Origin of the sequence: Paraburkholderia sp. RL17-373-BIF-A (assembly GCF_046030175.1) — a bacterium.
Lineage (GTDB): Bacteria > Pseudomonadota > Gammaproteobacteria > Burkholderiales > Burkholderiaceae > Paraburkholderia.
The window spans coordinates 20,270-46,082 of record NZ_JARESO010000052.1 but is presented as its reverse complement, the minus strand read 5'-3'; the positions used below and the strand labels follow the sequence as shown (position 1 = coordinate 46,082).

Annotated in this window: 26 protein-coding genes; 3 read left to right on the top strand and 23 right to left on the bottom strand. The window is 63.2% G+C overall.

Features of this window, described 5'->3' with window-relative positions; all coding sequences use genetic code 11:
- Window positions 1-72: 72 nt before the first annotated feature.
- The 7 genes from P0D80_RS38370 to P0D80_RS38340 form a co-directional block, all read right to left on the bottom strand.
- Window positions 73-435: a DUF4387 domain-containing protein gene (locus tag P0D80_RS38370; protein WP_408291609.1), complete on the bottom strand. Its 363-nt coding sequence runs from the start codon at window positions 433-435 to the stop codon at window positions 73-75.
- 4 nt (window positions 436-439) lie between these two features.
- On the bottom strand, window positions 440-1,798 hold the full coding sequence (locus P0D80_RS38365) for an acyclic terpene utilization AtuA family protein (protein ID WP_408291607.1): 1,359 nt from the start codon (window positions 1,796-1,798) through the stop codon (window positions 440-442).
- 49 nt (window positions 1,799-1,847) lie between these two features.
- Window positions 1,848-2,663, bottom strand: a complete 816-nt coding sequence (locus tag P0D80_RS38360; protein ID WP_408291605.1) for an N-acyl homoserine lactonase family protein — start codon at window positions 2,661-2,663, stop codon at window positions 1,848-1,850.
- Window positions 2,664-4,049 (bottom strand): MFS transporter, encoded by a 1,386-nt coding sequence (locus P0D80_RS38355; protein WP_408291603.1) that lies wholly within the window; start codon window positions 4,047-4,049, stop codon window positions 2,664-2,666.
- 68 nt (window positions 4,050-4,117) lie between these two features.
- Complete coding sequence (locus tag P0D80_RS38350; protein ID WP_342960625.1) at window positions 4,118-5,119, bottom strand: LysR family transcriptional regulator; 1,002 nt, start codon at window positions 5,117-5,119, stop codon at window positions 4,118-4,120.
- Entirely contained in the window at window positions 5,112-5,936 is an 825-nt protein-coding gene (locus P0D80_RS38345; protein ID WP_408291601.1) for an HpcH/HpaI aldolase/citrate lyase family protein, read from the bottom strand. The genes P0D80_RS38350 and P0D80_RS38345 overlap by 8 nt, the downstream gene beginning before the upstream one ends.
- A 30-nt stretch (window positions 5,937-5,966) precedes the next feature.
- Window positions 5,967-7,157: a CaiB/BaiF CoA transferase family protein gene (locus P0D80_RS38340; protein WP_408175238.1), complete on the bottom strand. Its 1,191-nt coding sequence runs from the start codon at window positions 7,155-7,157 to the stop codon at window positions 5,967-5,969.
- Window positions 7,158-7,489: 332 nt separating this feature from the next.
- On the opposite strand from P0D80_RS38340, the gene P0D80_RS38335 reads away from it, so the two are divergent.
- Both P0D80_RS38335 and P0D80_RS38330 read left to right on the top strand, forming a co-directional pair.
- Window positions 7,490-8,263, top strand: a complete 774-nt coding sequence (locus P0D80_RS38335; RefSeq protein WP_408175240.1) for a carboxymuconolactone decarboxylase family protein — start codon at window positions 7,490-7,492, stop codon at window positions 8,261-8,263.
- A gap of 85 nt (window positions 8,264-8,348) precedes the next feature.
- Entirely contained in the window at window positions 8,349-9,635 is a 1,287-nt protein-coding gene (locus P0D80_RS38330) for an MFS transporter (protein WP_408291598.1), read from the top strand.
- Between the two features lie 88 nt (window positions 9,636-9,723).
- Here the strand turns inward: P0D80_RS38330 and P0D80_RS38325 are convergent, their stop codons facing one another.
- From P0D80_RS38325 to P0D80_RS38250, 16 genes are all read right to left on the bottom strand, one after another.
- Complete coding sequence (locus P0D80_RS38325) at window positions 9,724-10,392, bottom strand: GntR family transcriptional regulator (RefSeq protein ID WP_132378295.1); 669 nt, start codon at window positions 10,390-10,392, stop codon at window positions 9,724-9,726.
- Window positions 10,393-10,501: 109 nt separating this feature from the next.
- Window positions 10,502-11,224, bottom strand: coding sequence for a 2,3-bisphosphoglycerate-dependent phosphoglycerate mutase (locus P0D80_RS38320; protein WP_132378297.1), 723 nt, complete (start codon window positions 11,222-11,224; stop codon window positions 10,502-10,504).
- Between the two features lie 13 nt (window positions 11,225-11,237).
- Window positions 11,238-11,453, bottom strand: a complete 216-nt coding sequence (locus P0D80_RS38315) for a hypothetical protein (protein WP_408291595.1) — start codon at window positions 11,451-11,453, stop codon at window positions 11,238-11,240.
- Complete coding sequence (locus P0D80_RS38310; RefSeq protein ID WP_408291593.1) at window positions 11,446-12,231, bottom strand: carboxymuconolactone decarboxylase family protein; 786 nt, start codon at window positions 12,229-12,231, stop codon at window positions 11,446-11,448. The genes P0D80_RS38315 and P0D80_RS38310 overlap by 8 nt, the downstream gene beginning before the upstream one ends.
- Window positions 12,232-12,326: 95 nt before the next feature.
- Window positions 12,327-12,719 (bottom strand): cupin domain-containing protein, encoded by a 393-nt coding sequence (locus P0D80_RS38305; protein WP_132378303.1) that lies wholly within the window; start codon window positions 12,717-12,719, stop codon window positions 12,327-12,329.
- A complete protein-coding gene (locus tag P0D80_RS38300; RefSeq protein WP_408291591.1) occupies window positions 12,716-13,630 on the bottom strand; it encodes an NAD(P)-dependent oxidoreductase in 915 nt (304 codons plus the stop codon). The genes P0D80_RS38305 and P0D80_RS38300 overlap by 4 nt, the downstream gene beginning before the upstream one ends.
- Window positions 13,631-13,654: 24 nt before the next feature.
- On the bottom strand, window positions 13,655-15,004 hold the full coding sequence (locus tag P0D80_RS38295) for an MFS transporter (protein ID WP_408291589.1): 1,350 nt from the start codon (window positions 15,002-15,004) through the stop codon (window positions 13,655-13,657).
- A 92-nt stretch (window positions 15,005-15,096) separates the two neighbouring features.
- A complete protein-coding gene (locus P0D80_RS38290) occupies window positions 15,097-15,492 on the bottom strand; it encodes a carboxymuconolactone decarboxylase family protein (protein ID WP_132378308.1) in 396 nt (131 codons plus the stop codon).
- Window positions 15,493-15,649: 157 nt separating this feature from the next.
- Entirely contained in the window at window positions 15,650-17,080 is a 1,431-nt protein-coding gene (locus tag P0D80_RS38285) for an aldehyde dehydrogenase family protein (RefSeq protein ID WP_408291587.1), read from the bottom strand.
- A gap of 34 nt (window positions 17,081-17,114) precedes the next feature.
- On the bottom strand, window positions 17,115-18,014 hold the full coding sequence (locus tag P0D80_RS38280) for an NAD(P)-dependent oxidoreductase (RefSeq protein WP_408175251.1): 900 nt from the start codon (window positions 18,012-18,014) through the stop codon (window positions 17,115-17,117).
- 12 nt (window positions 18,015-18,026) lie between these two features.
- Window positions 18,027-18,353 (bottom strand): NIPSNAP family protein, encoded by a 327-nt coding sequence (locus P0D80_RS38275; RefSeq protein WP_132378314.1) that lies wholly within the window; start codon window positions 18,351-18,353, stop codon window positions 18,027-18,029.
- A gap of 69 nt (window positions 18,354-18,422) precedes the next feature.
- Window positions 18,423-19,334, bottom strand: a complete 912-nt coding sequence (locus tag P0D80_RS38270; protein WP_408291584.1) for an NAD(P)-dependent oxidoreductase — start codon at window positions 19,332-19,334, stop codon at window positions 18,423-18,425.
- A gap of 64 nt (window positions 19,335-19,398) precedes the next feature.
- Window positions 19,399-20,814 carry an MmgE/PrpD family protein gene (locus P0D80_RS38265; protein WP_408291582.1) on the bottom strand — a complete coding sequence of 472 codons (1,416 nt, stop codon included), beginning with the start codon at window positions 20,812-20,814 and terminating at the stop codon, window positions 19,399-19,401.
- A 55-nt stretch (window positions 20,815-20,869) separates the two neighbouring features.
- A complete protein-coding gene (locus P0D80_RS38260) occupies window positions 20,870-22,285 on the bottom strand; it encodes an MFS transporter (protein ID WP_408291580.1) in 1,416 nt (471 codons plus the stop codon).
- A gap of 222 nt (window positions 22,286-22,507) precedes the next feature.
- Window positions 22,508-23,287, bottom strand: a complete 780-nt coding sequence (locus P0D80_RS38255; protein WP_408175259.1) for an SDR family NAD(P)-dependent oxidoreductase — start codon at window positions 23,285-23,287, stop codon at window positions 22,508-22,510.
- Between the two features lie 239 nt (window positions 23,288-23,526).
- Entirely contained in the window at window positions 23,527-24,549 is a 1,023-nt protein-coding gene (locus tag P0D80_RS38250) for a LacI family DNA-binding transcriptional regulator (protein WP_408291578.1), read from the bottom strand.
- A gap of 279 nt (window positions 24,550-24,828) precedes the next feature.
- Between P0D80_RS38250 and P0D80_RS38245 the strand changes: the two genes are divergently transcribed.
- On the top strand, window positions 24,829-25,629 hold the full coding sequence (locus P0D80_RS38245) for an N-acyl homoserine lactonase family protein (protein WP_132378326.1): 801 nt from the start codon (window positions 24,829-24,831) through the stop codon (window positions 25,627-25,629).
- Window positions 25,630-25,813: the final 184 nt, after the last annotated feature.

Genomic DNA, 25,813 nt, shown 5'->3' with positions numbered 1-25,813 from the left:
CGCTTGTGATTCATCTCGCTGAGTGACACGGAGGCGATCTTCCCAACGCGCGCGCCCCGTGCGCGAAGCGTGTCAGTCCGCCTGCGCTGCCGGTGGAATGCGCACCCCGATCAGCGGTTCATGCTGTTGAGCGCCATACACGTCGCGATCGCCGGGCGCGCCGGATGTGGGTCCGGTGCGGGGAATGGTGATCTTGATCGCGTTGGCGGCATCGAACGAAACGATGCTGACATCGCCCGCATCCACCTGATAGAGCGCGCTCACCAACTCAGGCGTCAGCACGTCGCTGTCGCGCACGCGGCGATATACGGCGGCATCTGGAAAGATCATGTCGAAGGTCAGATATAGCGGGCCAGCGTTCTTGCTGCGCATCACTTCGGCGAGGTCGTAAACGGTGTCGCCGCGGGAAGGATCGAATACGTGGGTCAGATTCATCGCATCACCCGATCTGGGTCGTGGTTACGGGAAAGAGCGCGGCCGGGTCGGCAACCTGCATCACGTGATAAATCGTAAATTCGTACACGGGTCCGCCAACCAGATCCGATGGTGAAAACGGAAATGCGAGGTTGCCGGCGGTCGCCTTGCGCCCCTTGAAATAGCCATGCAGGAACGAACTACGCGCGAGCGAAAGCGCCATGTTCGCGAGTTCCTGCGTGGGTGCAATCGCCTCGATCACCATGCCGATTTCATGAGCGAGACGCGGCTCGCGCTGATCGACGCGTACGCCATTGCGGCCGTAGTAGATGAAGTTGAGCTCGTACTCGCCCGGCTTCATGTCGAGCGCGGTCAGACGCGCAACGTCGTCGCGCACCCGCGCTTCGACCTGATCGACCGCCGCGAGCAGGCGTGGATCGGTCATGCCCGCGATGGTGATCGTCCGGTAGCCGCGCAGCTTCACGCCTTCGAGCTTGATGCTCGGTGGCATCTCGACCAGCTTGCTGCCGGTCACCCGCACACGGCGGTCGTCGAGCTTTTCGATGTGCGTATGTTCGAGATCGACCAAACCTTCCGGCTCGTAAAAATGGTGCGGATCGGGCTGTTCGTACATCATGTGCGCGGCAACGGAAACAGGCGTCACGCCCCGCTCCGGGTTCATCGGCTCCAGTTCGAAGTGATCGCGGCGCAGCGTGCCGAGCAGGCAGTCGTTCGCGGCGAGCGGCACGGCGCATTGCGCGCCGCATTCGAGCAGCTTCGCCATATGAAACGCGAGGCCCATGTCGAAACCGCGCCAGGCGGCAAGACTCGCGTAAATCGCGGTATCGCACGCTCGACCGGCGATGACCACGTCGGCGCCCGCCTCGAACGCGTTGACGAACGGATCGGTGCCCATCTGCGCGACGATGCGTGTGGCGTCGTCCACGGCCTGTTCGGTCAGTTCGGGCAGCACGCCCATCGATTTCACGCGGCCTTCGCGAATCGCCTGCTTGATGACGTTCTTGTCGATCTCCGCCGGAATCGTCGCCAGCTTGTAGCGCAAGCCGTCGCGTCGCGTGACTTCGTCGAGTACATCGAGAAACTCTTCCATATGCGGCTTGCCGCCCGCCGTGCCCGCCGTGCCGATCACGTAGGGCACGCCAGCGTCGCGCGCCGCTTTCAGCGACAACCCCAGATCGCGGCGCAACTGCTCGCGCTTGATGAGCGACTTGCCGCTCCCGAGATAGTACGGTCCCGGATCGGACGAGCCGTTGTCGGCGCCGATCACGTGCGGCTTGCGCGCGATGCCGTTACGCAGCGATGCTTCGGGAAAGCCGTAGCCGAGATTGCCGGCCACGGCCATGATGCGCAGTTCGTCTTCCATAGTCGTTCTCTTGATGAGCGTTCGCGTGTTCAGGCGGCGTTATCGGTCGTTACCGGGCGATCTCGTTCGGCGCCACGTCGAGTCGCGCGACAATCCCTTCCAGTTCGCGCGTCGGCGCTGGATAGCGTTCAAGCACCTGCGGGTCGTGGCCAGGAATCACGTGCTGCTTCGAATCGGCGAGTCGATAGACGGTGTCGTACGCTTCGAGCATCGTGCAAACATCGCAAGCGTTCGAAAATGGCCGGCGATTTTCGATGTTGTCGTAGAAGTGCGAAGCATCGGACGCGACCACGACCCAACCGCGAGCGGTCTTCACGCGCACGACCTGCAAACCCGGCGTATGGCCGCCGACCGGCTGCAGTTGGATACCCGGCGCGAGATCGACTGGACCGTCGTGCATCACCACGCGTTGCGCGAAATTCATCTTCACCATCGCGGCGACATCGTCGGGCTCGTAGTGGTGCGCAAAATGCCGGTATTTCATGTGACGCCCCGTGGCGAAATGCATCTCCGTTTCCTGAAGATGGAAACGCGCAGCCGGCAGCAGCGTGAAATTGCCGACATGGTCGTAGTGCAAATGCGTGATGACCACGTCGCTGACGGCATCGGGATCAATGCCGACGAGTCTGAGCGAATCGATCGGACAGCGCAGCACGCCACGCCCGCGCTTCACGGCAACCTCGGCGTTGAAGCCGGTGTCGATCAGCACGGCGCGCTCACTGTTTCTCGCGACCCACACGTAGTAGTCGAGCGGCATCGCGCTCTGGTGATCGTCGTCGCCGCCAATGAAGTTGTCGCAGCGCCAGCCGTCCCGCCGTGCGTACTTGATCGCGAATAGTTCGTACGTATCCGATGCGTTGCTCATTTACATGCCTCCGATGTTGATGGGTTTTTCCACGCCGATGACGGCTTCCGGCGCGGTACTCGCCTGCACCTCCTCGAGCGTGCGCTTCCTTGTTTCGATGCCGAATATAGAGAGAATTACCACCAGCAGCGCGAACAGCGCGGCAATGAAGGTCACGACGCCGAGCAGTCCGGCCAGCGCATAGACGCTCGCCACCACGTACGGCACGCCGACGTTCACCGCACGTCCAGCCGCGTTCGCGAGCCCCACGCCGCGCAGTCTCAGCCGTGTCGGGAAAAGCTCGGTGACGTAGCACGCAACGCCCAGCGCGGAGGTCACGTAGATGCATGTCGTCACACCGAAGCCGACCAGCGCGATCGTCGCCGCGTGAGTGGCATACGGGTACGCCATGCCGATCGCGGCGCCCAATGCCGAAAAGATCACGAGTCCCCACTTGCGGCCGATCCTGTCCGCGATCGCCATGCTGATCAACGAACCCGCGGGACCGCCCGCGAACATTGCCGACGTGATCAGCAGTGAGTGCGAAATATCGAAGCCCTGCTTGACGAGGAAGGTCGGCACCCACGCGACGAACGCGTACATCGCCGTGAACGAAATGCAGACCACCGCGATGCCGACCAGCGTGCGCGACATCTGTCGCGCCGCGAACAGATCGCGCAGCCGTCCCGGTTCTTCTTCCTGCGGCGCATTCGGAATCGGCGCATCGCGACGCACGCTTTGCGCCTCGATCCGCTCGACCACTTCGCGAGCCTCCTGATGCCGCCCGACCGCCGCGAGCCAACGCGGCGATTCCGGCATCGACTTGCGCAGATACCAGATCACGAGCGCGCCGATGCCTGGAATCGCGAACATCCAGCGCCAGCCGAAGTGCGGAATGATCAGGAACGCGCATGCGGACGAGACCAGCACCGACGAGTTCGTAATCAGATTCAGCAACGACGAGAAGCGGCCCCGCGCATGCGCCGGTGTGAATTCGTTCAGCGTGCTGTAGCCGACGACGATTTCCGCGCCCAGCCCGATACCCATGATGAAACGCAGCACGATCAGCCACGTCATCGAAGGCGCGAGCGCCGCGGCAATCGACGTCACGCCGAAGATGAGCAGATTGAACTGGTAGGAGAAGCGCCGCCCGAAGCGATCGCCGATCACGCCCGCGCCCCACGCGCCGAGTGTGAGTCCCGCAAAGCTCATCGAAATGAACAGCGCGTTCATATGCATGTCCGACAGGCCCTGTTGCACCAGCGCGCCGAGCACGCTGCCCGCGAGGAAATTGTCGAATGCATCGAAGAACATGCCGCCGCCGATCAGGCCCAGCAGACGCCAGTGAAACGGTCCGGTCTCGAGCGCGTCGAGCCGTTGTGCCACGTTTGCTCCATAAGCCGGCATGGTCTGTCTCCTATGTTGTCGGTCGCTGCGAGCGCCTTCGAAACTGCCTTTCCCGCACTCTCCCGCGTTCAGGCGAACGCCATCTGCGCGGCGTAGAACATTGCTTCGATCAACGGCTCCTCGCGCCGCCGCGCGAGGCTGATGAACGACAGCGGAATCTCGATCGGCACTTCGCGCGAGATCGCCGCTCCGTACTTCTGCGCTTCGTCGATGGCGACGGATTCGCGCGCGAGCGAGAGCCCGACGCCCGCGCGCACCAGTTCGATCATCGACGCTTCGAGATCGACCTCCGCCACCACTTGCGGCTTCGCGCCGACCGAGTCGAATGCGCTCGTGAGCAGCCGGTTATGCATCGACGACGACGGCGTCCAGATCCACGGCAGTTCGGCAAGTCCGGCCCAGCCGAGTCCGTTGATGCGCTCCTGCCAGCCTTTCGGCGCAATGACGCAATAAGTGATAGGCATCAGCGCCACTGCGTGCAGTTCGACGCCGTCGCTTTCAGCCGGCGTGCCGAGGTAGAAGCCGACGTCGAGCGCGCCGTTGGCGAGCCGTTCGATCACGTGCCCCGTCATCGAATGACGTAGACGGGTGCGCACTTCCGGATAGCGATTCGCCATGTATTGCAGGATCGCGCCCAGACGAATCGTCTGTGGATTGAGAATCGTGCCGATCGACACGGTGCCCGACAGGATGCTGACGAGGTTGTCCGCGGCCACTTCGAAGCTGCCGATCGATTCGAGAATCTGCTCGGCGTACGGCAGCAGCTTGAGGCCGTCAGGGGTGAGCGCCAGGCCGCGCGGCGAGCGCACCAGCAGACGCAGCTTCAACTGGTCCTGCAGGCTCTTCAGTTGCAGGCTGACGGCAGGCTGCGTCAGATTGAGCAGCTTCGCCGCCTTGGTCAGACTGCCTTCGTGCGCCACCGTGACGAACGCGCGGATATGCTGCAGATCGTTGATGCTCCGGCTCGACGGCTTACCGGGAAAAAGCTTCGAGAGGTTCATCGGCAGGCCAACAATAGGCCGCAAATGCGGCACGGTCAGCGCGCCTGAGTTCAGTGCCTGCTCACGCATGGCCGGCCGCCTCCAGAATGCGGCGCGCTTGCGCGAGCACCGGCGCATCGACGAGCTTGCCGTCGACCGCCACCGCTGCGCCGCTCTGAGCGACTTCGCAGACCCGCGTCGCCCATTGCACCTCGCGCGGCGCCGGACCGAGCCCAGCGGTGACCGGCGCGATCTGCTTCGGATGCACGCACAGCTTGGCCCCGAAACCGAAGGCGCGAGCGCGTTGCACTTCAGCGTCGAGCGCGGTGGCATCGCCGAGATTCGTGCAGACGCCGTCCACGGCCGGCAGCAATCCTGCCAGGCGCGTAAACAGCAGGATCTGCGAGCGATAGTAATGCAACGGCTCACCAATTTCATTCGCGCCAAGGTCGAGCGCCAGATCGACGGTGCCGAGCATGAGGCGGGCGACGTTGGGCGCACGCGCCAGTTCGGCGAGACGGTCGAAGCCCGCCGCGGTTTCCATCAGCAGATGCAGCGCCCAGCGCGGCTCCATCGATGCGATGCGGGCGATCTCGTCCGCGTGCTCCGCTTTCGGAATCACGATGCCGTCGAGGTCAAGCCCGGCGCACGCGGCCAGATCGGCGTCGTACCACGGCGTACCGTGGCTATTGATGCGGACCAGCAACTGCACCTTCAACGCACGCGCGGTGTCCGCCAACGCCGGCAACGTGTTCGCGAGCGAGGTCCGCGCGTCGTCCTTGCGCGCGGGCTCGACCGCGTCTTCGAGATCGACGATCACGGAGCCGGCGCCCGCGCGCGCGGCTTTGTCGAAGCGCTCGGAACGCGTCGCGGGTGCGAACAGATAGGTGCGAAGGAAGCGGGACATGAGAGCCGTCGGTAATGGTGAGTTCGATCGCTAGATCACGCCGGCCGCGCGCAACGCGGCAAGGTCCGAGCCGGTGCAACCGAGCAACTCGCCGAATACGTCCTCGTTATGGCTGCCGAGCGCCGTTCCGAGCCATTCGATGTCGCCGGGCGTTTCCGATAAACGCGGAATCACATTCGGCACCGCCACGTCGCCTGCCCGCGACGGCATCGTCCGGATATTGCCGCGCGCCTGATATTGCGGATCGTCGAAAATGTCGGCGACGCTATATAGGAGGCTCGCCGGCACCGAGCCCTCGTCGCACAAACGCAGCACTTCGTCGTGGTCGCGCGCGCCGACCCATTCCTGCACAGTTGCATTGACTTCATCGATCGCGGCGATGCGCGCCGACGCCCGGCCCCAGCGGTCGTCGTCCGCGAGTTCAGGTTGCTGAAGCACGTGCGCGAAGCGGCGGAAAATCTTGTCGTTGGTGCATGCAATTGCGACCCAGCGCTCGTTGCGTGTGCGGTAATGCGCATGCGGCGCGACGTTCACCGCGTTCGCCCCCATCCGCTCGCGCACCTTGCCGAACATCTGGTACGCAGGGACCATCTCGTCGAGAACACGGAACATCGGCTCGTAGAGCGCAAGATCGACACATTGACCGCGACCGGTGCGCTCGCGTGCCTGCAACGCGATCAACGCGCCCACCGCCGCGTACATGCCCGAGCCGTAGTCGGCGAGCGACGTCGAGCCGGGCGTGACTGGAATCCGGCCCGGCTCGCCGGCCAGATAGGCGAGCCCCGAAAACGCATGCGCGACCCGTGCGAACCCTGGTTTGCCGCGGCTCGGCCCATCCTGTCCGTAGGCGGAGATCCGCACGAGAATCGTGCGCGGATTGCGCTTGTGCAGCGATTCGAAGTCGAGGCCCCACTTCTCGATCACGCCCGGCCGGAAATTCTCCACGACGATGTCGCAACTCGCCGCCAGATCGCGAAGCATCTGCTGGCCGCGCTGGTCGGCAAGATTGAGCGTCACGCACTTCTTGTTGCGGCTCTCGGTGAGCCACATCAGCGTGTCGCCGCAATCCGTTCCGGTGCCGAACCGGCGCAGCGAATCGCCGGTTTGAGGCGGCTCAACCTTGATCACTTCCGCGCCGAACTCGGCAAGGATCGTCGCACAGAACGGCCCGGCCACGAAGGTTCCCAGATCGAGCACTCGCAAGCCTTCCAGCGCTTTCATGCGGATTCCCATTGCAGTTGTCGTGAGTGAATGCTCGGCGCGGCGACCGTCAGCGTCCATTGAAATGTGCAAAAGGGATGTATAAGCAGCGCTTAATAATGCGTCGCGTCATAACCGCGAGAACCGGGGAGTCGGCTCGTGGTAAAGGCGTTGGGAGGCTTTGGCCATGGCGGCTGCGCTGCAAAGCAACAACTCATTCCAGGGCATGCATCGGTTTGCGGTTCCGCCGGGCCGCTCATAAGATAAGCAGCACCTCCTGCGCGTTTCTGCTTGATTGCCGTCATGGCCAGAGATCTCGCGCGGAGCCGTTCACACATCATTTCGGATACCCAATGACTTCGTCGTCACTCAGGAAACAGATCGCATCGTTCGTCGCCGATGGCGGCACATGGCCCGCGTCGCTCGATCCGCTGATCGAAATCAGTCCCGCCTTCGTCGACGCGTATCTCGCGTTTGCGGGCTGCGCCTATCGCAATGGTCCGCTCGAGCCGAAAGTGAAGGCGCTGGTAAGTTTCGCTCTCGAAGCATCGGTCACGCATCTGAACGCCAGCGGCGTGCGGCGCTTTTGCCGCGAAGCGCTGCGCCTCGGCGCGACTCGCGACGAACTGCTGGAGACGCTGGAACTCATCAGCGTAATCGGCGTTCATGCATGCGTGATCGGCATGCCGGTGCTGGAAGAAAAAGTCGCCGGCGATCCGCGCAACGCAATCGATACGCGTCACGCCGATCCGCGGCGCCAGGCGATCAAGCGCGAGTTCACGGAGAAACGTGGCTACTGGAGCGCGATCTGGGACGGCACGCTCGCGCTCGATCCGGATTTCTTCGAAGCGTTCACGACGTTCTCGTCGGTTCCCTGGGTACACGGCAAGCTTGCGCCAAAGGTGAAGGAGTTCATGTACATCGCCGTCGACGTGTCGGTGACGCACCAATACGTGCCCGGCACGCATGTGCACATCGAGAACGCGCTGAAGTATGGCGCGACGCCAGCCGAGATTCTCGAAGTCATGCAACTGGCGAGCACGATGGGCATGGCGAGTTTCGAACTGGCGCTACCCATCGTGCTGGAAGAAATCGCGGCGCTGGAGAAGCAGGCGGCCGTTTCCTGACCGGCAGTTTCCTGACCGGCCGTTTCCTGACATCACACAGCCGGATCGCCAACTACTACGACGTCACAGACGGAGGAGACACACGATGGACACCGCACTCGACACGGCACGAATCGGCAGGTCACGCTGGCTGCGTGTGGGCCTGATCGTATTCGTCAGTTACCTGGTTGCGTTCGCGGATCGCACCAACATCGGCGTGGCGGCGCCGCAGATGGCGCGCGACCTGCAACTCGGCACCACGATTACCGGCGCGCTGCTGGGGGCGTTTTTCTGGGGCTACCTCGTCACGCAGATTCCCGGCGGCTGGCTCTCGACGCGCATTGGGCCACGCCGCGTGATCGCCGTATCGATGCTCATCACGGGCGTGATGGCGTGCCTGACCGGGATGGTGCACACGCTGCCCGCGTTGATCACTGTTCGCGTCATCATGGGGCTCGCCGAGGGCGTGATATGGCCGTCGTTTTCGGTCATCTTCGTGCGCTGGTTCCCGGCGCGCGAACGGGCGCGCGGCATCGCATTCGCGCAATATGCGCTGCCGCTGTCGTCGGTGGTCATGGCACCGCTCGCGGGCTGGATGATCGACGTGTTTCACTGGAAGACGATGTTCATCCTGCAAGGTTTGCCGGCCATCGGGATGGCGGTGCTCGTGTGGCTATTCGTCTCGGACGACCCTGCCACAGACCGCTGGCTGTCCACGTCCGAGCGCGATTTCATCACGCAGCAGCGTCTTGCCGGCACCGGCGCCGACGACAGTTTTGGCAGTGTGCTGAAGCAGTCCACCGTCTGGTTGCTGGCAGTCGTCGCGCTCTCCTGGATCATGGTGATCTTCAGTTTCGGCCTGTGGATGCCCAGTCTCATCAAGCAGTACTTCGCCCACGGCTATGCCGCAGTTGGCTGGCTCACCGCGCTGCCGTCGCTATTCGGAGCGTTTTCGATGTTCATCAACTCGTGGTTATCCGACCGGCCGTCATCTCTCTCGCGAGGTTGGTTCGTCGCCGTACCGCTGGTGGTCGCGGGCGCGGCGCTGCTGGCGCAGCACTATATCGACGGCGGCCTGGTGTTCACGATGATCATGTTCTGCATCGCCGGCGCGGGGCTGTTCTCGCCGAGCGGCACATGGTGGGCCTGGGTGATCAGCAAAGTGCCGCGTAATCAGGCCGCGCCTTCGATCGCCCTGATCAACATGTTCGCGAGTTTCGGTGGCGTGGTTGGGCCGCTTGTCGTCGGCTTCTATGCACGCGGCGGCAATCTGTCCAGCAGCTTCTATATTCTCGGATATTTTCTGTTTGCGGCGGCGATCGTCGTTACGTATCTGATCCGGCGCACGCCTTTGCGCGACGTGACGTCCGCGGAGACGGTCCTGCTACATTGAAGACTCCAGAGGCGAGATGGCTTGCGTATTCGCCCCTGCTTTCAATGAGAGAGGCGACCTTGCCGGAGAAGGCATGGTCGCCCACCGACTACTCCGCCTTATCCAGCATCCGTAGCGCCGCCTTCTCGGCATTGGCGACATGCAACCGTGCAAGGTTCTGCGCGGCCTCGCCGTCTCTTGCCTTCAAGGCCTTATAAAGACGGTCGATTTCGCGCAAGCTGTTCGGCAGCCGCTCCGGATGCATCAGCGAAGTGGAGCGCAACAGATTGATGCGCGAATAGAGACTATTGAGGATTTCCTGGATTAGCGCGTTGCCGCAGTTCTCCAGCAGCAAATCATAGAGCGCGGTTTTCGCGCGTAGCACGCCTTTCTGGTTTTGCGCCGTTGCCTCGGCGCGCAGTTCCTTCGCGACCTCGCCAAAGCGAGCAACGGCGTCGTCGCTGGCAAGGCGGGCGAACTCATGGGCGGCAAAACCTTCGAGTAGCCCTCGCAACGCATACAACTCGACGGCCTCTTCTTTTGACATCACCGCGACGACGGGGCCTTTGTGCGGGACGCTGCGTACCAGCTTTTCTGCCTCGAGCTTGCGCAGCGCTTCGCGCACGGACGTCCGGCTTACACCGAGCGTCTCGCACAACTCGCGCTCGATCAGGCGCGCACCCGGCGCGAAACGCCCGCTTACGATAGCCTGGCGCAGCACGTTTTCCACCTGATGCCGCAGCGTCTCAGGTCTGATCACGTCCATGTCTGTTGACATTATTGTATTCCCGTCCGACAAGATCCAGCCTCCATGATACGTGAGCGGGCATCGTTGCAGGCAGCTTTTGACTCGCACCGCGCGTAAAAATGGCGAGCCAGCGCGGGTTTCAGCGGCGGGCCGGCAGAGCTGCCAGCGGCACGCGGGAAGTGACGCGAAGCGTTGCGTCGAAAGTCATGACCAACGGTTCCGCATGCGCGACTTCAACCGAGGCGATTGCGTCGTCGCCGATGCCGTCGAGTTGCTTGAAGAGCGCGCGCAACGAGTTGCCATGCCCCACCATCAGTACCGACTGTCCGCGCGTCAGTGCAGGAGCAACGCAGTCGTCCCACAGCGGCAGCACACGCCGCAATGTGTCGCGCAAGCTTTCGGTGCGCGGCAGCGCATCGACGCTGGGCATGGCATCGTCATGTAACGCGTGCACCAATGCCGCGTGCAGGTCCGCATCGAGCGCCGGCGGCGCAAGGTCGAAGCCGCGCCGCCATTGCCGCACACGGTCCGCACCGTAGGCGAGCGCGGCCACGTCTTTTTCCATGCCCGTCAACGCGCCATAGTGGCGATCGTTCAGCCGCCACGAGCGCACGGTTTCAGGCTGTGACTGGTCGAGGGTGCGCAGCACGTGAGCGAGGGTATCGGTGGCGCGCGACAACGCCGACGTCACCGCCAGATCGAAACGGAAACCCGCTTCACGCAAACGCTCGCCGACGCGCCGGGCATCGGCCTCCCCTTGATCCGACAGACCGACATCGCTCCAGCCGGTGAAGCGATTGGCACGATTCCAGACCGACTGACCGTGACGCAGCACGACAAGCGTGGCCGATTGAGAGGTCATATCGACGGACACGCTAGTTGTAGCCAAGAATCGCGACAGCGAGCACGTGCGCATGCTCGCTTTCGTTCGACGCAAGTACCGAAAGCGGCGCCGACTGCATCGCGCGCCACGCCGAATGCGGCGCACCGGCCCTCGCGTTGCGCTGCACAGACCAGGCATTTGACGCAGCCCGCTCGCGCGCCACCGGATAGACAGAAAACACGGACGCGCGTCTCGCTGGATTATGCATGCGCGTTCCCCACCGCCTCGTTGCGCGCGAGAGCGGCTTCCAGCAACGGCGCGCCCAATTCCGCGCCGTGAATCCCCGTCACGCTGACGATCTCCAGCAACTCCATCAGTTCCTCGGCGCTCGCGCCGTAGCGCAGCGCGTTGCGCATGTGCAGCTTCAGGCCCGGCACGTAGAGATGCGTAGCGGATGCGTCGAATGCGCAGTACATGAACTCCTTGATTTTCGGGCTCAGCACACCGGTGCGCCACGGCACCGAAGAAAACTCGACATACGCTTCGAAAAGATCCGGATCCAGTTCGAGGAGACCTTCCCATGTCGGATGCCAGTAGCCGCGGTTTGTCTCGAACTCGGCTTTCAGTTTTTGCCGGCGCTCATCGGGTTGAGGCGCGCCGTGACGCAAACCTTCTTCTTCGAGCACTTCGAGCAATACCGGCACGCCGACATTACTGGTGTGAATGCCGATCGTGCTGATCAACTCCAGCACTTCGATCAACTCGTCGCGGGTCGCACCGAACGACAACGCCCGTTCGATATGGCGCGCGACGCCCGGCGCATACAGTTGCGTCGCGCATGCGTCGGCGGCGAGCGCGATGAACGCGCGCGTCTTGTCGTCGAGATGATTCCTGCGCCGCGGCACGCCCGCGAACTTCAGGTAGGCGTCGACGAAACGCGGGGCGAGGCGCACGAGGCTGTCCCATTCGGGACTCGCCTTGCCGTGCAGGTCGACGAGTTCGTCGCGAAGGCGCGACAGGTCCGGCTGCGGCATAGTCTGGGTCATGACGTGATTCCATCGACGGAAATACGGTGGATGTTGTTTGCGCGTGCGGGGCCACCCTGCGCACCGCACGCGCATCCAGTGCGCTCGTGCTCGCGCTAGCGGGCCGCGGCAGCCGGATAATCTTGCGCTGCCACCTCTTCCTGCCACGTGCCCTTGCCGATCGACGTCGCGATATGGACCATGTAGCTGTTTTCGCTCGCGCCGTGCCAGTGCCGCTCGTTCGGTCCGATGAACACGATGTCGCCCTGGCGGATCGGCTGCGGTTCTTCGCCGTCCAGACAGATCCAGCCCTGACCGGCCGTCACCTGCAAGACCTGGCCGAACTCGTGCGTGTGCCAGTAAGTGCGGCCGCCCGGTTCGAACAGCACGGTATTGATGGTGACGCCATTGGTTGCCGGCATGACCGGGTCGGCCCAGACGGTGCCGGTGAACGTGTCGCTGCGGCGCTCGGATATCGCGCCGGCCGCTCTGCCGTGAAAGACCTTCATGCGTTTTTCTCCTTGTGTGATCCGTCGAACAGCCGCACGCCGCCCGACACGTCGCCGATCGCATCGACGACACGGTTGCTGATCACGTCGCCGTAACCCAGCGCAGTGCCCAGGCCGAAGCTCGCGAGCGGGCCGGCCGAATTCAGCGACATCACGCCGAGTTCGCGCGCGCGGTCCACGTACAGCACCACGTCCTTGGTCATCAGCTTGCCGGTCAGGCCGCCTTCCAGATAGTCACCATCGACGATCTTCGGGAAACGGTTGAGCGTGGCGAAATTGACACCGCTGCTGCTGTTCAACACATCGAGCAGCAGATGCAGGTCGAGCCCCGCCTTCTTGCCCGCCACCATCACTTCGGCACTGGCGGCGAGGCTCACCGCGTTCAGAAAATTGTTCAGCAGCTTGGTGGTGTGGCCCGCGCCGCTCTCGCCCATGTGCGCGACCTTCGAACTGATTGGCGCGAAGGCCCATTGCAGCGCGGCGACGGCGTCGGCATCGCCGCCCACCATCAACGTGAGCGAGCCCTTCTCCGCAGCCGCCGCGCCGCCCGAAATGCCGGCGTCGACGTAATGCACGCCGCGCTCGGCAAAGCGTTTGGCGAGGCGAATCGTCGAGCTGGCGGCGGCCGTGCTCAGATCGACGACGATCTGCCCAGCGCGACAATGCGCGAGCACGCCGTCCTCGCCTTCCACGACGGCCTCGACGACCTTGCTGTCCGGCAGCGACATCATCACGACGTCCGCATATGCGATCACTTCGCCCACGGTGCCGGCTGCTTTCGCGCCGGCGGTGTCGATGCGTTCACGCACGGTGTCGTAGCCCAACACGGCGATGCCCGCGTCGACGAGACGCCGTGTCATGCGTCCACCCATGTTGCCGAGACCGATGAAGCCGATCCGATTCTTGTTCATGAGTTGTGTTCCTCTGCTTCGAAATTAGAAATCCACATCTTTCGTTTCCGGGCCCATCAGCGCGCCGACCATGCCGATCAGGCCACCCACGCACAGCAGCACGACCGAGGTCAGCCGCAGCGGCATGAAGGCGCCGAGCCAGTTCATATAGAACGCGTAGAACGAAGGGATGATCACCGACAGACTGAAGCCGACACCGAAGCCGGTTGCACGCACATCGGTCACGAAACGCTCGTTGATGTACGTGACGATCACGCCCCACGGCGACGTGACGAGCACCGCGAGCACGCACACCAGCAGCATGATGGTCGACAGCGAGAGCCCGTCGACATTCGCCAGCACGTACAGCAGCGCCGCGCCGACCGTCGCGATCAGCGGACCGACGATCACGAAGAAACGGCGTCGTCCGATGCGCTGCGCGATCATCCCCGAACCGATGTAGCTGAAAAACAGCACGAAATACGTGAGCATGAGCGTCGCGGTCATCTGGAAGCCGCTCAGATGCAGCGTCTTCACCAGCAGGCCCGTCGGCAGGAAAATCGTGATGATGTTCTGCGTGAGCCAAAAGCCCGTCATCATCACCAGCACCTGCAACAGATTGCGGCCGCTCTTGCCGCGCAGCAGATCGGAGAGCGGCAGCTTTTCGGTGACGGTGGCCTTGTCGGTGGCTTCGCTCTTCCAGATTTCCGATTCGGAAACCTTGCGCACGTAGTACATCGTCAGCAAACCTGCCAATGCCGCGCCGAGCACGAACGGAATGCGCCAGCCCCATTGCGCGTACGGCGAGTGCATGCCGTTGAGCGGAAACAGCACGAACATCAGCATCGCGACGAGGTTGATGGTCACGTATGCGGCCGGAAATCCGGAAATGATGAAGCCGCCTACGAAACCGCGCTGCTCTTTCTTCGAATACTCGATCGCGAGCGGCATCGCGCCCGTGTAGCCGCCACCCAGAAAAATCCCGTCGACGAAACGCAGCAGCACCAGCAGCCAGTACGACACGATGCCGAGCGTTTCATAGCCGGGCAGCAACGCGATGAGCAGCGTCACCACGCCGAAGCCGGACACGGACCAGATCGACGCCTTGCGACGGCCGACGCGGTCCGCGATCATGCCGAACAGCAACGCGCCGACCGGCCGGCCGAGCAGCGTCGTGATAAAGACCAGCGACGCGAGAATCGTCTCCATGCCGGCCGAAAGATGCGGCGGCTGGAAAAATCCCAGCACCGGCGACAACACCACCACCGGCAGATAGATATCGAACATGTCGATGAACTCGGAGAAGAACGCGCCCTTGATGGCGTTGCGCCTCCTCGTTTCGATCGACTGATCGGTCTCCGCCGTTACGACGTCATTCGCAGTCAACGCTTTCATACCTGTCTCCGTTCGTTATTCGCACCGCTTTGCGATGCGAGTTCTCCTTGCGCTGCCCCGTTTGCCGTTGGCCGTCCGCGCTGCGTGCCGCGTCAGGCGGCGGCCGTTTCCGCTTCGTAGGCCTTGATCGCCTCGCTCGCGACACGGAATGCCGCGAGCGCGAGCGGTGCACCGCAGTAGACGGCGGCCTGCATCAGCACCGCGCGGATTTCTTCCTTGCTCACGCCATTGCGCAGCGCGCCCTTCACGTGCACCGACAATTCGTGGTGCTGGCTCATCGCCGTCAACATGCCAAGATTGAGCATGCTGCGCGTCTTGAAGGACAACGTCGGGTCGCCCCAGATGTCGCCCCAACAGCATTCGGTGACGAACTTCTGCATCGGCCGGTTGAAGTCGTCGGCATTCGCCCACGATTTTTCGACGTGCCCGGCGCCCAGCACCTCCTTGCGATTTTCGAAGCCTTTGTTGAAGCGGTCATTGGTGTCCATCGTGCTTCCTCTGTGGTTCAAACTGATTGCGGACAGGGTTGGCTCGTGCGTCCGACCTCGGGAACGGCATTGCCTGCCTGAATGATTGTCGGACAATGCATACGGCCAAATTTTTTTGGCGTGGCTAGCCAATCGTCATGCGCCACGCCGCCATCGTTCAATCCGCGCCGTAACCCACCAGCGCCTTTGTCTCCAGATACTCACGCAGCCCGGCTTCGCCCCATTCGCGACCGTTGCCCGAGCGTTTATAGCCGCCGAACGGTGCGCCGAAATCGGCGGGCGGATAGTTCAGGTGCACGCCACCCGCGCGCAGTGCGCGGCCGACCCTGCGCGCCCGCGCGACATCCGCCGATTGCACGTATGCGGCGAGACCGTAGTCGGTGCCGTTCGCAATCTCGATTGCCTGCTCTTCGGTGTCGTACGGAATCATCGACAGCACCGGCCCGAAAATTTCCTCGCGAGCGATGGTCATGTCGGGGGCGACGTCGGCGAAGACGGTCGGGCGCGCGTAATAGCCCTTGTCGATGCCTGCCGGCCGGCCCGTGCCGCCTGCGACGAGGCGCGCGCCTTCGTCGATGCCGGTCTGGATCAGCGACTGCACGCGCTTGAACTGGTTGGCGTTGACGAGCGGCCCGAGTTGCGTCGACGGGTCGTCGGTCGGTCCGAGCCGATATGCCTGCGCCGCGCGCTTCGCGATCTGCGCGGCGTCGTTCATGAGATGACGCGGCACCAGCATGCGTGTCGGAATCGAGCACGATTGCCCGGAGTTCGTGAAGCAGGCGGCGACGCCGCGCGCGACCGCCTGGTCCAGATCGACGTCGTCGAGCAGAATGTTGGCCGACTTGCCGCCGAGTTCCTGCGCGACCCGTTTGACGGTTTCCGCCGCCGACTGCGCGACCAGCACGCCGGCGCGAGTCGAGCCGGTGAACGACACCATGTCGATATCCGCATGACTCGCGATGGCCGAGCCGACACCCGGACCATCGCCGTTGACGAGGTTGAACACGCCCGCCGGCACGCCGGCTTCATGCAACACCTCCGCAAACAGCAGCGCACTGAGCGGCGAATATTCGCTCGGCTTGAGCACCATCGTGCAGCCCGCCGCCAGCGCGGGCGCAATCTTGACGACGATCTGATTGACCGGCCAGTTCCACGGCGTGATCAGGCCGCACACGCCGATCGGTTCGAGCACCACGCGCGTGCTGCCCCGCTGCTCTTCGAATTCGAAACGTTCGAGCACCTCGATCAGCGCATTCAGATGCGCGGGACCGCGCACCGCCTGGCCGTTGCGGGCGAACGTGATGGGCGCGCCCATTTCGCGACGCATGGCCTCGGCGAATTCGTCGTAGCGGCGCTCGTAGATCGCGACGATGCGCTTGAGCAGCGCGACACGTTCGGGCACGCTCGTCGCCGACCAGGCGGGAAACGCGCGGCGCGCGGCCGCAACTGCGCGATCGACATCTTCGGCGTTGCCCATCGCGAGTTTGTCGAACGCCATTTCCGTCGACGGATCGACGACGCCAAACCAGACCGCGGACGCAGGTTCGACCCAACGTCCGTCGATATAAAACTGGGCTGCATGTGACATGACAGGCTCCGGAATCAATGAATCAGAGGCACGCTCAGGATGCCGCGCCGGGCAGGAGGCGGTACATCTCGGTGTGGTCGGTGGCGGGCGTGGCGTGTTGCGCCGCCTCGTCCCATACCTGCGTACACGTCGCGCCGAACGTCATGGGATGACCGACCGCCTGCGCGAGCGCGCGGGCGATCTTGAGGTCCTTGTTCATCAACTGCAGCGCGAAGCCGGATGCGAAAGTGCCGCTTAGCATGAACTGCTTGACCTTGTTTTCGGACGTATTGCTGCGGCCCGTCGACGCGTTCAGCACGTCCGTCATCACCGCCGGTTCGATGCCGAAGCGGCTCGCGATCTGCAACGCCTCCACCGTGGCCGCGAGGCCTGCCGCCGACACGTAGTTGTTGAGCGCCTTGGCCGCGTGACCCGCGCCCGCCGCGCCGATATGCAGCACGCTCTTGCCCATCGCGTCGAGCACCGGCTTGCAGCGCGTCAACACCTCGGCCTTGCCGCCGACGAGAATCGCCAGCGTGCCGTCCTTCGCGCGCTTGACGCCGCCCGACACCGGTGCGTCCAGATACGCGAGACCCTGCGCTTCCAGCGTCTTGCCGAGCTCACGCGAGCGCTCCGGTTCCGACGAACTCATGTCGATCACCACCGCGCCCTTCGCGAGCCGCGCGGCCCAGCCCTGATCGTTGCCCTGGTTGCCATCACCGAGCAGCACCTTCTCGACGATCGCCGAATTTGGCAGCATCGTGATCAAAGCGTCGAGCGACGCGGCGTGGTCCGCGTTCAGCCGCTGCGCGCCCGTTTGATCGGCCAGCGCATCGGCACGGTCCGCGTCGGCGTCGTCGATGAACAGTTCGAAACCGGCGTTGCGCAGGCACTGCACCATCGGTGCGCCCATCATGCCGAGACCGATGAATCCGATCCGTTTGGGTTGTGTCATGAAATATCGCTCCTAGCGCAGCGCCGAAAATGCCGTTGGCGTGAGGAAATGATTTTCGATGCGCTCGACGATCGGCTTGTCGGCTTCCGTCGCCGCGCGTTTCGCGATCCATTCGGGATCGGCCTGGAACGCGTTCCACTTCTGCTCGCGCTCGGCCAGACTTTCCCACTTCACCATATATGTCAGCGCGTGATTGCTTGGACCGATCAGCGTCGTCCAGAAGCCGATCTGCTGGATGCCGTACTTTTCGAAAAAGCCGAGCGTGGTCGACGTGAAGCGGTCGAGCAGCGCCGGCAGACGCGTCGGCGCACAGTGGTAGATACGCATTTCAACGATCATTCAGGTCTCCGTTACCGATGTGAGATGGCCGCAGCCAATGAGTGTTTCTGGATACGCCTGGTAGCGGATTCAGTCCGCGAGACCTTCGCCCGACGACCAGCGTTCGACGTATTTGACGAGTTCGGTCATGTCGCGCTTCGAGCCGTCCTGCATCGCGGCGTAATTCCAGACCTGACGCGCGACACTGCCAACCCACGTCGGCACGCCGAGCGCCTGGCATTCGTCGACCGCGAGTCCGATGTCCTTGCAGACACTGCCGACCGGAAAGCCGAAATCAAAAGTTCCCGGCAGCACGTGCTTCGGGAATTTGTCCATCGTCGCGCCGTTCTTGCCGCTACCCGAGTTGATCACCGCCATCATCACTTCCGGGTCCAGTCCGCCGCGCACGCCGGCGACAAATGCTTCCGACGTGATGGCAAAGGCGGTCGACGAGAGCATGTTGTTCAGCAGCTTGAGCAATTGCCCCTGGCCCGGCTGATCGCCGACCACAAAAACCTTGCCGAGCACTTCGAACAGGCTGCGCACCTGATCCAGCGCAGCCGGCTTGCCGGCCATCATGATGGCGAGGGTGCCCTTTTGCGCGCCGGCGGCGCCGCCGCTCACGGGCGCATCCACGGTGTCGATGCCCTTCGCGAGCAGACCGTCCGCCACTTCTTTTTCCATTCGCGAACCAACCGTCGACAGGTCGACGAGAATCTTGATAACGCTACCCTCGATCAACCCTCCGTCGCCCAGCGCGACCTGCCTGAAAACCGCCGGCGTGGGCAGACTCGTGAACACGATGCGTGCGCTGTCGGCCACGTCCCGCACCGATTTCGCCGCGCGCGCACCGATTGCGGCGAGTTCCGCGACCGCCTGCTCGTCGCGATCGAACACGACGAGCGAATGGCCCGCCTCGATGAGACGACGCGCCATAGGCCGTCCCATCACGCCCACGCCGACAAAACCGATAGTGCTGTTTCCTTGACCACTGCTCGACATGACTGTCCTCATTCGTTAGGAATCTGTTTCGATGCGCTGTTCGATGCACCGTTTCGTATGCGGTTCAAGTCGCGCGCGCGAGCCGCATGAGCGCGGCGGCGTCCGTTGCGCTGTCGAAGCGCCACAGCGCGTCGATGAGCGGTTGCGGTGCGACGCCCGAGCCGCCATAGTCCGCCAGTTCGCGCAACTTTGCCGCGAGTTCGACATCGGCAAGCGGCGCCGCAAGACTGCCGCGCGCCGCGTGAATGCGTCGCGACAACGTCTCGCCCGAGCGCAACACGACAACGACCTGCGCGGACTCGACCGGCCACGACGCGTCGTCGATGAAACGCAGACGCGTGTCGAATGCGCGCAGCGCTGGGTTCGTCACGGCGCTATCGCTGAATTCCGCCAGGCTCGCTTTGCCCGTCGCCAGCGTGACCGCCACCGCATGCTGCGCGCTGACCTGCGACTCACGACCGGTGCGCACGTTGGGCCGGTCGGTGCGTTCACGCAGCAACGGGTGTCCGGTCAATTCCACGCGCTCGACGTCATTCAGCGTCCACCGCGCGTCGCGGCGCAGATCGAGACATGCGTCGATCACGGGGTTCAGCACCACGCCGCACGGATAGGGCTTATAGGTGTTCGACAGCAACGCCCATTCGTGGCCGAGCTCGCGCGACAACGCATCGGCATCCGGCTTCGACGCGGTGACACGCAGGAAACCGCGCTCGCCTTCGAGCGGCGAATCGGGACCGGAGAAATCGTCGGCGGCGAGCAGTGCGGACAGCAAACCGTTGCGCGCGGCATTGCCGACGCTGATGCTCTTCGACATCGTGCCGAGCGTTTCCACCAGACCGCCGGCCTGCGCCGACGCGTTGCCCAACGCCCATACGATCTGCTGTGCGCTCAAACCCAGCACCTTCGCAATCGCCGCCGCCGCGCCGAATACGCCGCAGGTCGACGTGATATGCCAGCCGCGCTGGTAGTGCTCAGGCGAAACCGCGTTGCCGATCCGGCACTCCACTTCGACGCCGATTACGAATGCAAGCAGCAAGGCCTCACCCGTCATTGCACTTGCATGAGGGCCGCTGTCCGCGAGCGACTCGGCAAACGCGAATAGCGCGGCGGCAACGGGCGCGGTGGGATGAATGATCGTCGGGATATGCGTGTCGTCGAAGTCGAACACGTTCGCGCTCATCGCATTGAGCGCCGCCGCGTTCAGCAGGTCGACGCGCTCGCTACGACCAATCACGCTCGAACTCTGCCCTGCGCTGAAACGCCGATAGTTGCGCACGGCCTTGTCGAGCGTTGGGTCGGCGCAGGCGGCGAGCGCGACGGCTACGTAGTTGACGAGCGCGCGCTTCGCCTCGTGACGCACGGCGGCCGGCACGTCGCGCCACGTCGTGTCGCCGATCCATTGCGCGAGCCGCCGCGTCGCGTGTCCCGCTTCGCTGTGCGTGTCCGTCTGGCTGAAGCTTCTGTCTGCCTGCGCTGCCATGTGCTGGATTTCCCTTTACCGGATTACGCTTTCGATTCAGTGGATGCGGCCGCGATTACGGCCTCGTCACCGAAGCCGTGCGTGCATTCACCGCGTTATCTGACGCGTCCACCGTATCGCTCACTTCCGCAGCGATCGACTCGAGCGAACGTTTGCGGGTCTCGGTGCCGAGCACGCCGACGATCAACGCCTGGACCAGCAACGTGCCGACGATCAACGTCAACACACCCGCAATGCCGAAGCCCGTGAATGCCCACGCGACGGCGTACGGCACAGCGATGCTGACCGCTCGCCCCACGGTATTCGACACGCCCGATCCGCGCAGACGCAGTTCAGTCGGGAACAACTCCGGCACATAGGTTGCCACGCTAAACGACGACAGTACGTAGATACAGCAGGTGATCGCAAAGCCAAGCGCGGCGATCGCCACTTCCGTTTGTGCAAACGGATAGGCCGTGCCGAACGCGGCGCAGATCAGGGAGAACAGTACGATGCCCCACTTGCGGCCAACGCGTTCGGCCAGCACGAAAGCAATCAGCGACCCGATCGGACCGCCGGCAAACATGATCGCCGTCAGTCCGAGCGAGTTCGACACGCTGTGCCCCTGCTTCACCAGGAACGTCGGAATCCAGCTGACGAACGCGTAGTTGACGATGAAGAGTCCAACCAGCACGGTGATGCCCGTCACCGTGCGCGCCAGCAGACGGCGCGTGAAGAGGTCGCCGAGACGGCCGCTATCCGGCGCATCGGCGCGATACGGCTGCTGCGCAGCAGCCGAGATAGCCGTTTCTGGATCGATGCCGCACGCCGTTTCGATGTTCGACACGATCGCGTTTGCTTCAGGCAAGCGATTGCGCGAGGCCAGCCAGCGAGGCGACTCCGGCATCGACTTACGCAGAAACCACACGAACAGCGCACCGCAACCGGCGATGGCGAACATCCAGCGCCAGCCGTATTGCGGCACGATCAGCCAACCGAGGAACGTGGACAGGAATAGCGACGTGTTGATGATCAGATTGAGGATGGTGCCGAACCGCCCGCGCCACGCCGCCGGAATGAACTCGCTCAGCGTGCCGTAGCCGACCACAATTTCGGCGCCCATGCCGACGCCCATCACCAGCCGGAAGAAAATCAGCCAGTACATGGACGGCGCGAACGCCGCAGCGATCGACGCGAAGCCGTAAATCCCGAGATTGAACTGATAGCAGAAGCGCCGCCCGAAACGATCGCCGAGAAGACCCGACAGCCACGCGCCCGACATCATGCCGATAAACGTGACGGACACGAACATCGCATTGAGTTTCAGCGTGGATTCGCCGCTGTGGATCATGGCGGCGAGCACGCTGCCCGCGATGTAGATATCGAACGAATCGAAATACATGCCCGCGGCAATCAGCCCGAGCAACCGCCAGTGATAGCCGGACAGCGGCAGGCTGTCCAGTCTGTATCCGATACTCGCTTGGTTCTGCATGGATGCTATCTCCGTCGACTTCGTTGTTGTAGTTTTACTGGTTGGTGGCGCTTGTCGCCGCCGGTCTATGTGAGCGCTAACAGCAAGAGTAATTATATTCCTGTCATACAATCAGTCAAGGATGAATTGCAGCTTCGAAGTGTCGACTTCATGATGCAGCGCTTGAATACCGGGGGTGGCGTCGGCCTCGCGGCACTCTCGTCAGTGACCGCCTGACGAACGTCAAACCGCCAGCCAACCGCCTTCGACCGGCAGCATCGCACCGGTCATTTGCGCTGCTGCGTCGCCGCATAGAAACACCACCAGATCGGCGACATGCGACGCCTGGACAAAGTGGCCGGTCGGCTGCTTGCCCGTCAGAAAGCGTTCGATTGCCGCTTCGCGATCCAGACCCTCGTTCTCCATCAGCGCCTGAATGCGATTTTCGCTCGTCGGCGTGTGCACCGCGCCCGGGCAGATAGCATTGCAGGTAATGCCCTGCCCCATCGTTTCCGCGGCGACCGCGCGCGTCAAGCCAAGCAGCGCGGATTTGGTCGTCACGTAGTCCACGCGATTCACCGTGCCGCGCATGCCATACACCGACGTCATATTGAAGATTCGGCCCCAGCCGCGCTCGCGCATGCCCGGCAGCGCGAGGCGGATTGCATGGAAGGCCGCGCTCAGATTGACCGATAGCGCCTGCTCCCATTTGTCGACTGGGAACGCTTCGATTGGCGCGAAGTGGCGCACCACGGCATTGTTAATCAGCACATCGATTGGGCCGGCGCGCTCGATCGTTTCGAACATCATCCGTTCGACGGCTCGTGCATCGCCAAGGTCCGCCTGCAGATAGTCGGCACGGTAACCCTGCGTCCGCTCGAATTCCGCACGCATCGGCTCGACCTGTTCGAGCGTTTCGATCCCATGCAGCACGACCCGACAGCCAGCGGCCGCGAGCGCGTTGGCCATCGCAAGACCCAGCCCATGCGACGAGCCCGTTACGAGTGCGATTCTCCCTTTCATTTTGTATTGTCCTTGTCAGCACGCACGTCCGTTGCAAGGCCGCGGCGAAGTGCGAAGCGCTCGCGGCCAAATAAATGATAGCGCTAACTTAACTGAAAAGACCGAGGGGCGCAATACGGGACGCTGGGCATGCCGTGCGTCCAGCTCACAGGGAAATCGCGCAGGGAAATCAGATTGGCGGACGCAAAAAAGGGCGCAGTATGCGCCCCGTCTTGTTTCCCGGTCTTAAAGCCGCTGCCTCAGGTGCTTTCCCGCTGGATGATTTCGAATCCAAGATCGAGCTTCGTCGGCACGGCGGGTTCATTGCTGCGCATTCTTTGCAGCAGCGCCTCGGCGCTACGTCGGCCGATCTCGAGACGCGGCAGATTCAGACACGTCAGCCGCGGCACCGTGTGCCGCAGAATGTCGAGATCGTCGAATCCGGCGATGGCGATGCGCTCGGGCACCTTCCAGTTGCGCCGCTGCGCCTCGAAAAGCGCGCCGACAGCAAGCACGTCGCCGGCGAAGAAGATCGCGTCTACTTCGGGCGCACGCTGCATCATGTCGACCATCGCATGCGCGCCAGAGGTCAAACCGCCCTCCACTTCGCGCACGAGGCCCGGGTTGCGCTCGCGGCCAAGGGCGGTGAGCGCGGCGTGATAGCCCTTCAAACGCTCGCGGGCGCGCATGTTGTTTTTGGTAGTCAGGCAGACAAAGCCGATCGACTTATACCCACGTCCGGCCAGGTACAGGGTCATCTCCTTCGCCGCGTTGAAGTTCGAATAGCTGACCGCCATGTCGATCGGCGTACGCGCCAGGTCGCCCGTTTCAACGATGGGTATGCCGGCGGCGCGGATCATCTGGGTGGCACGCGGCGTATGAACGGTGTTGTGCAACACAAGGCCGCACACGCGCTGCGCAAGAAACGCGTCGATCAGTGCCTCTTCATCTTCGAGCGAATAGCCGCTGTCGGCCAGCAGAAGCTGCACGCCTGCTGTGCGAAGGACGTCCGCGCAACCTTTGATGCTATGGGAATACAGAGAGTTCTGGATGCTCGGCACAATCTGGCCGACCACATTCGAACGAGCCGATGCGAGGTTCGACGCGATGTGATTCGGAACGTAGCCGACCCGGCGCACCGTATCGAGCACCAGCTTGCGGGTTTCCTCCGACAACAGTGCGGGTTCCTTGAGCGCGCGCGACACGGTCATCAAGGACACATTGGCTGCTCTCGCGACGTCGATCATGCGAACGGCGTGGCCGCCCGGACGAGTCTTGCCCATGCTTGCGCCGGTTTTCGACGCTGCCCTCCCTCCGGCTGCCGGCCTGCCGGCCGTCCCTATCTTGCCGTCGTCGACGGCCGCCACACGCTTTTTCACTCGCCCATCCAGCTCTTCAGTTCGATGGCGAATTGTAGCGTATGCCAGGCGGCGTTCCGCACGCTTTGGCGGTGTCCGGCGATACCGGATATCGCCCAACCCGTGCCCGCAACAACACAACACGAGTCGCCATCAGCTTGTTATGATAGCGCTCTCATACGTTGAGGACAGGAGACTGCAGCCATGACAGCCACGCCCGAAAACTACAAGATCTTCGCGATCAAGTACGCGCATCACGACCGGCCCGCGCGCGACAATTTCATCGGCGGCGACCCGCACGATGTCAACATGCCGCTCGACTATTTCGTGTGGGCGGTGGTCGGCGAAAGCCGCACCTTCCTGGTCGATACCGGATTCGACGCCGAAGTGGGTGCGCAGCGCGGGCGCATCATCACACATTCCGTCGAAGAGGGCCTCGGCGCAATCGGCATCCGGCCGGAGACGGTCGAAGACGTGATCGTCACGCACATGCACTACGATCACGCGGGCAACCGCTCGCTATTTCCGAAAGCGCGTTATCACGTGCAGGATCGCGAAATGGCGTATTGCACGGGTCGCTGCATGTGCCACGGCGCACTGAATCATCCGTTCAATCCCGAAGATGTGAAGTCGATGGTCGGCCGCGTTTTCGACGGTCGCGTGGCGTTTCACGACGGGGCATCGAACCTTGCGCCGGGCCTAAGCGTGCATCGGGTCGGCGGTCATACCGACGGTCTGCAGGTCGTGCGTGTGCACACCGAGCGCGGCTGGGTCGTGCTCGCGTCCGACGCCTCGCATCTTTACGCGAACATGGAACAGAGCCGCCCATTCCCGGCTGTGTACAACGTCGGCGACATGATCGAAGGCTACCGCCGCGTGCACGAACTGGCGGATTCCGCGCAGCACGTCGTGCCTGGCCACGACCCGGCGGTATTGACGCGTTATCCGGCGGAGAACAGGGAGACCGAAGGCTGGATCGTTCGGCTCGACGCGACGCCACGGTAAAGGACGTGCTTTTGGCATAGCACGCTGAAGTCCTCGAATCAGCATGGAAGGCCATTCGTAGCTCGGGCCTGCATTCTGAAAGAAGACGGTGAATCCGTCTCATCGGGTGACCTGGGTCAGTTCGCAAGCCGGAACTGCGCATATGAGTTCGCCGTGCGCTGTGCACGCGCTTTTGTAGATGGCG

Excerpts from the sequence above, each read along its gene's own strand:
- P0D80_RS38370 (WP_408291609.1), bottom strand. The coding sequence starts at position 435 with ATGAATCTGACCCACGTATTCGATCCTTCCCGCGGCGACACCGTTTAC.
- P0D80_RS38365 (WP_408291607.1), bottom strand. The coding sequence starts at position 1,798 with ATGGAAGACGAACTGCGCATCATGGCCGTGGCCGGCAATCTCGGCTAC.
- P0D80_RS38360 (WP_408291605.1), bottom strand. The coding sequence starts at position 2,663 with ATGAGCAACGCATCGGATACGTACGAACTATTCGCGATCAAGTACGCA.
- P0D80_RS38355 (WP_408291603.1), bottom strand. The coding sequence starts at position 4,049 with ATGCCGGCTTATGGAGCAAACGTGGCACAACGGCTCGACGCGCTCGAG.
- P0D80_RS38350 (WP_342960625.1), bottom strand. The coding sequence starts at position 5,119 with ATGCGTGAGCAGGCACTGAACTCAGGCGCGCTGACCGTGCCGCATTTG.
- P0D80_RS38345 (WP_408291601.1), bottom strand. The coding sequence starts at position 5,936 with ATGTCCCGCTTCCTTCGCACCTATCTGTTCGCACCCGCGACGCGTTCC.
- P0D80_RS38340 (WP_408175238.1), bottom strand. The coding sequence starts at position 7,157 with ATGAAAGCGCTGGAAGGCTTGCGAGTGCTCGATCTGGGAACCTTCGTG.
- P0D80_RS38335 (WP_408175240.1), top strand. The coding sequence starts at position 7,490 with ATGACTTCGTCGTCACTCAGGAAACAGATCGCATCGTTCGTCGCCGAT.
- P0D80_RS38330 (WP_408291598.1), top strand. The coding sequence starts at position 8,349 with ATGGACACCGCACTCGACACGGCACGAATCGGCAGGTCACGCTGGCTG.
- P0D80_RS38325 (WP_132378295.1), bottom strand. The coding sequence starts at position 10,392 with ATGTCAACAGACATGGACGTGATCAGACCTGAGACGCTGCGGCATCAG.
- P0D80_RS38320 (WP_132378297.1), bottom strand. The coding sequence starts at position 11,224 with ATGACCTCTCAATCGGCCACGCTTGTCGTGCTGCGTCACGGTCAGTCG.
- P0D80_RS38315 (WP_408291595.1), bottom strand. The coding sequence starts at position 11,453 with ATGCATAATCCAGCGAGACGCGCGTCCGTGTTTTCTGTCTATCCGGTG.
- P0D80_RS38310 (WP_408291593.1), bottom strand. The coding sequence starts at position 12,231 with ATGACCCAGACTATGCCGCAGCCGGACCTGTCGCGCCTTCGCGACGAA.
- P0D80_RS38305 (WP_132378303.1), bottom strand. The coding sequence starts at position 12,719 with ATGAAGGTCTTTCACGGCAGAGCGGCCGGCGCGATATCCGAGCGCCGC.
- P0D80_RS38300 (WP_408291591.1), bottom strand. The coding sequence starts at position 13,630 with ATGAACAAGAATCGGATCGGCTTCATCGGTCTCGGCAACATGGGTGGA.
- P0D80_RS38295 (WP_408291589.1), bottom strand. The coding sequence starts at position 15,004 with ATGAAAGCGTTGACTGCGAATGACGTCGTAACGGCGGAGACCGATCAG.
- P0D80_RS38290 (WP_132378308.1), bottom strand. The coding sequence starts at position 15,492 with ATGGACACCAATGACCGCTTCAACAAAGGCTTCGAAAATCGCAAGGAG.
- P0D80_RS38285 (WP_408291587.1), bottom strand. The coding sequence starts at position 17,080 with ATGTCACATGCAGCCCAGTTTTATATCGACGGACGTTGGGTCGAACCT.
- P0D80_RS38280 (WP_408175251.1), bottom strand. The coding sequence starts at position 18,014 with ATGACACAACCCAAACGGATCGGATTCATCGGTCTCGGCATGATGGGC.
- P0D80_RS38275 (WP_132378314.1), bottom strand. The coding sequence starts at position 18,353 with ATGATCGTTGAAATGCGTATCTACCACTGTGCGCCGACGCGTCTGCCG.
- P0D80_RS38270 (WP_408291584.1), bottom strand. The coding sequence starts at position 19,334 with ATGTCGAGCAGTGGTCAAGGAAACAGCACTATCGGTTTTGTCGGCGTG.
- P0D80_RS38265 (WP_408291582.1), bottom strand. The coding sequence starts at position 20,814 with ATGGCAGCGCAGGCAGACAGAAGCTTCAGCCAGACGGACACGCACAGC.
- P0D80_RS38260 (WP_408291580.1), bottom strand. The coding sequence starts at position 22,285 with ATGCAGAACCAAGCGAGTATCGGATACAGACTGGACAGCCTGCCGCTG.
- P0D80_RS38255 (WP_408175259.1), bottom strand. The coding sequence starts at position 23,287 with ATGAAAGGGAGAATCGCACTCGTAACGGGCTCGTCGCATGGGCTGGGT.
- P0D80_RS38250 (WP_408291578.1), bottom strand. The coding sequence starts at position 24,549 with ATGGGCAAGACTCGTCCGGGCGGCCACGCCGTTCGCATGATCGACGTC.
- P0D80_RS38245 (WP_132378326.1), top strand. The coding sequence starts at position 24,829 with ATGACAGCCACGCCCGAAAACTACAAGATCTTCGCGATCAAGTACGCG.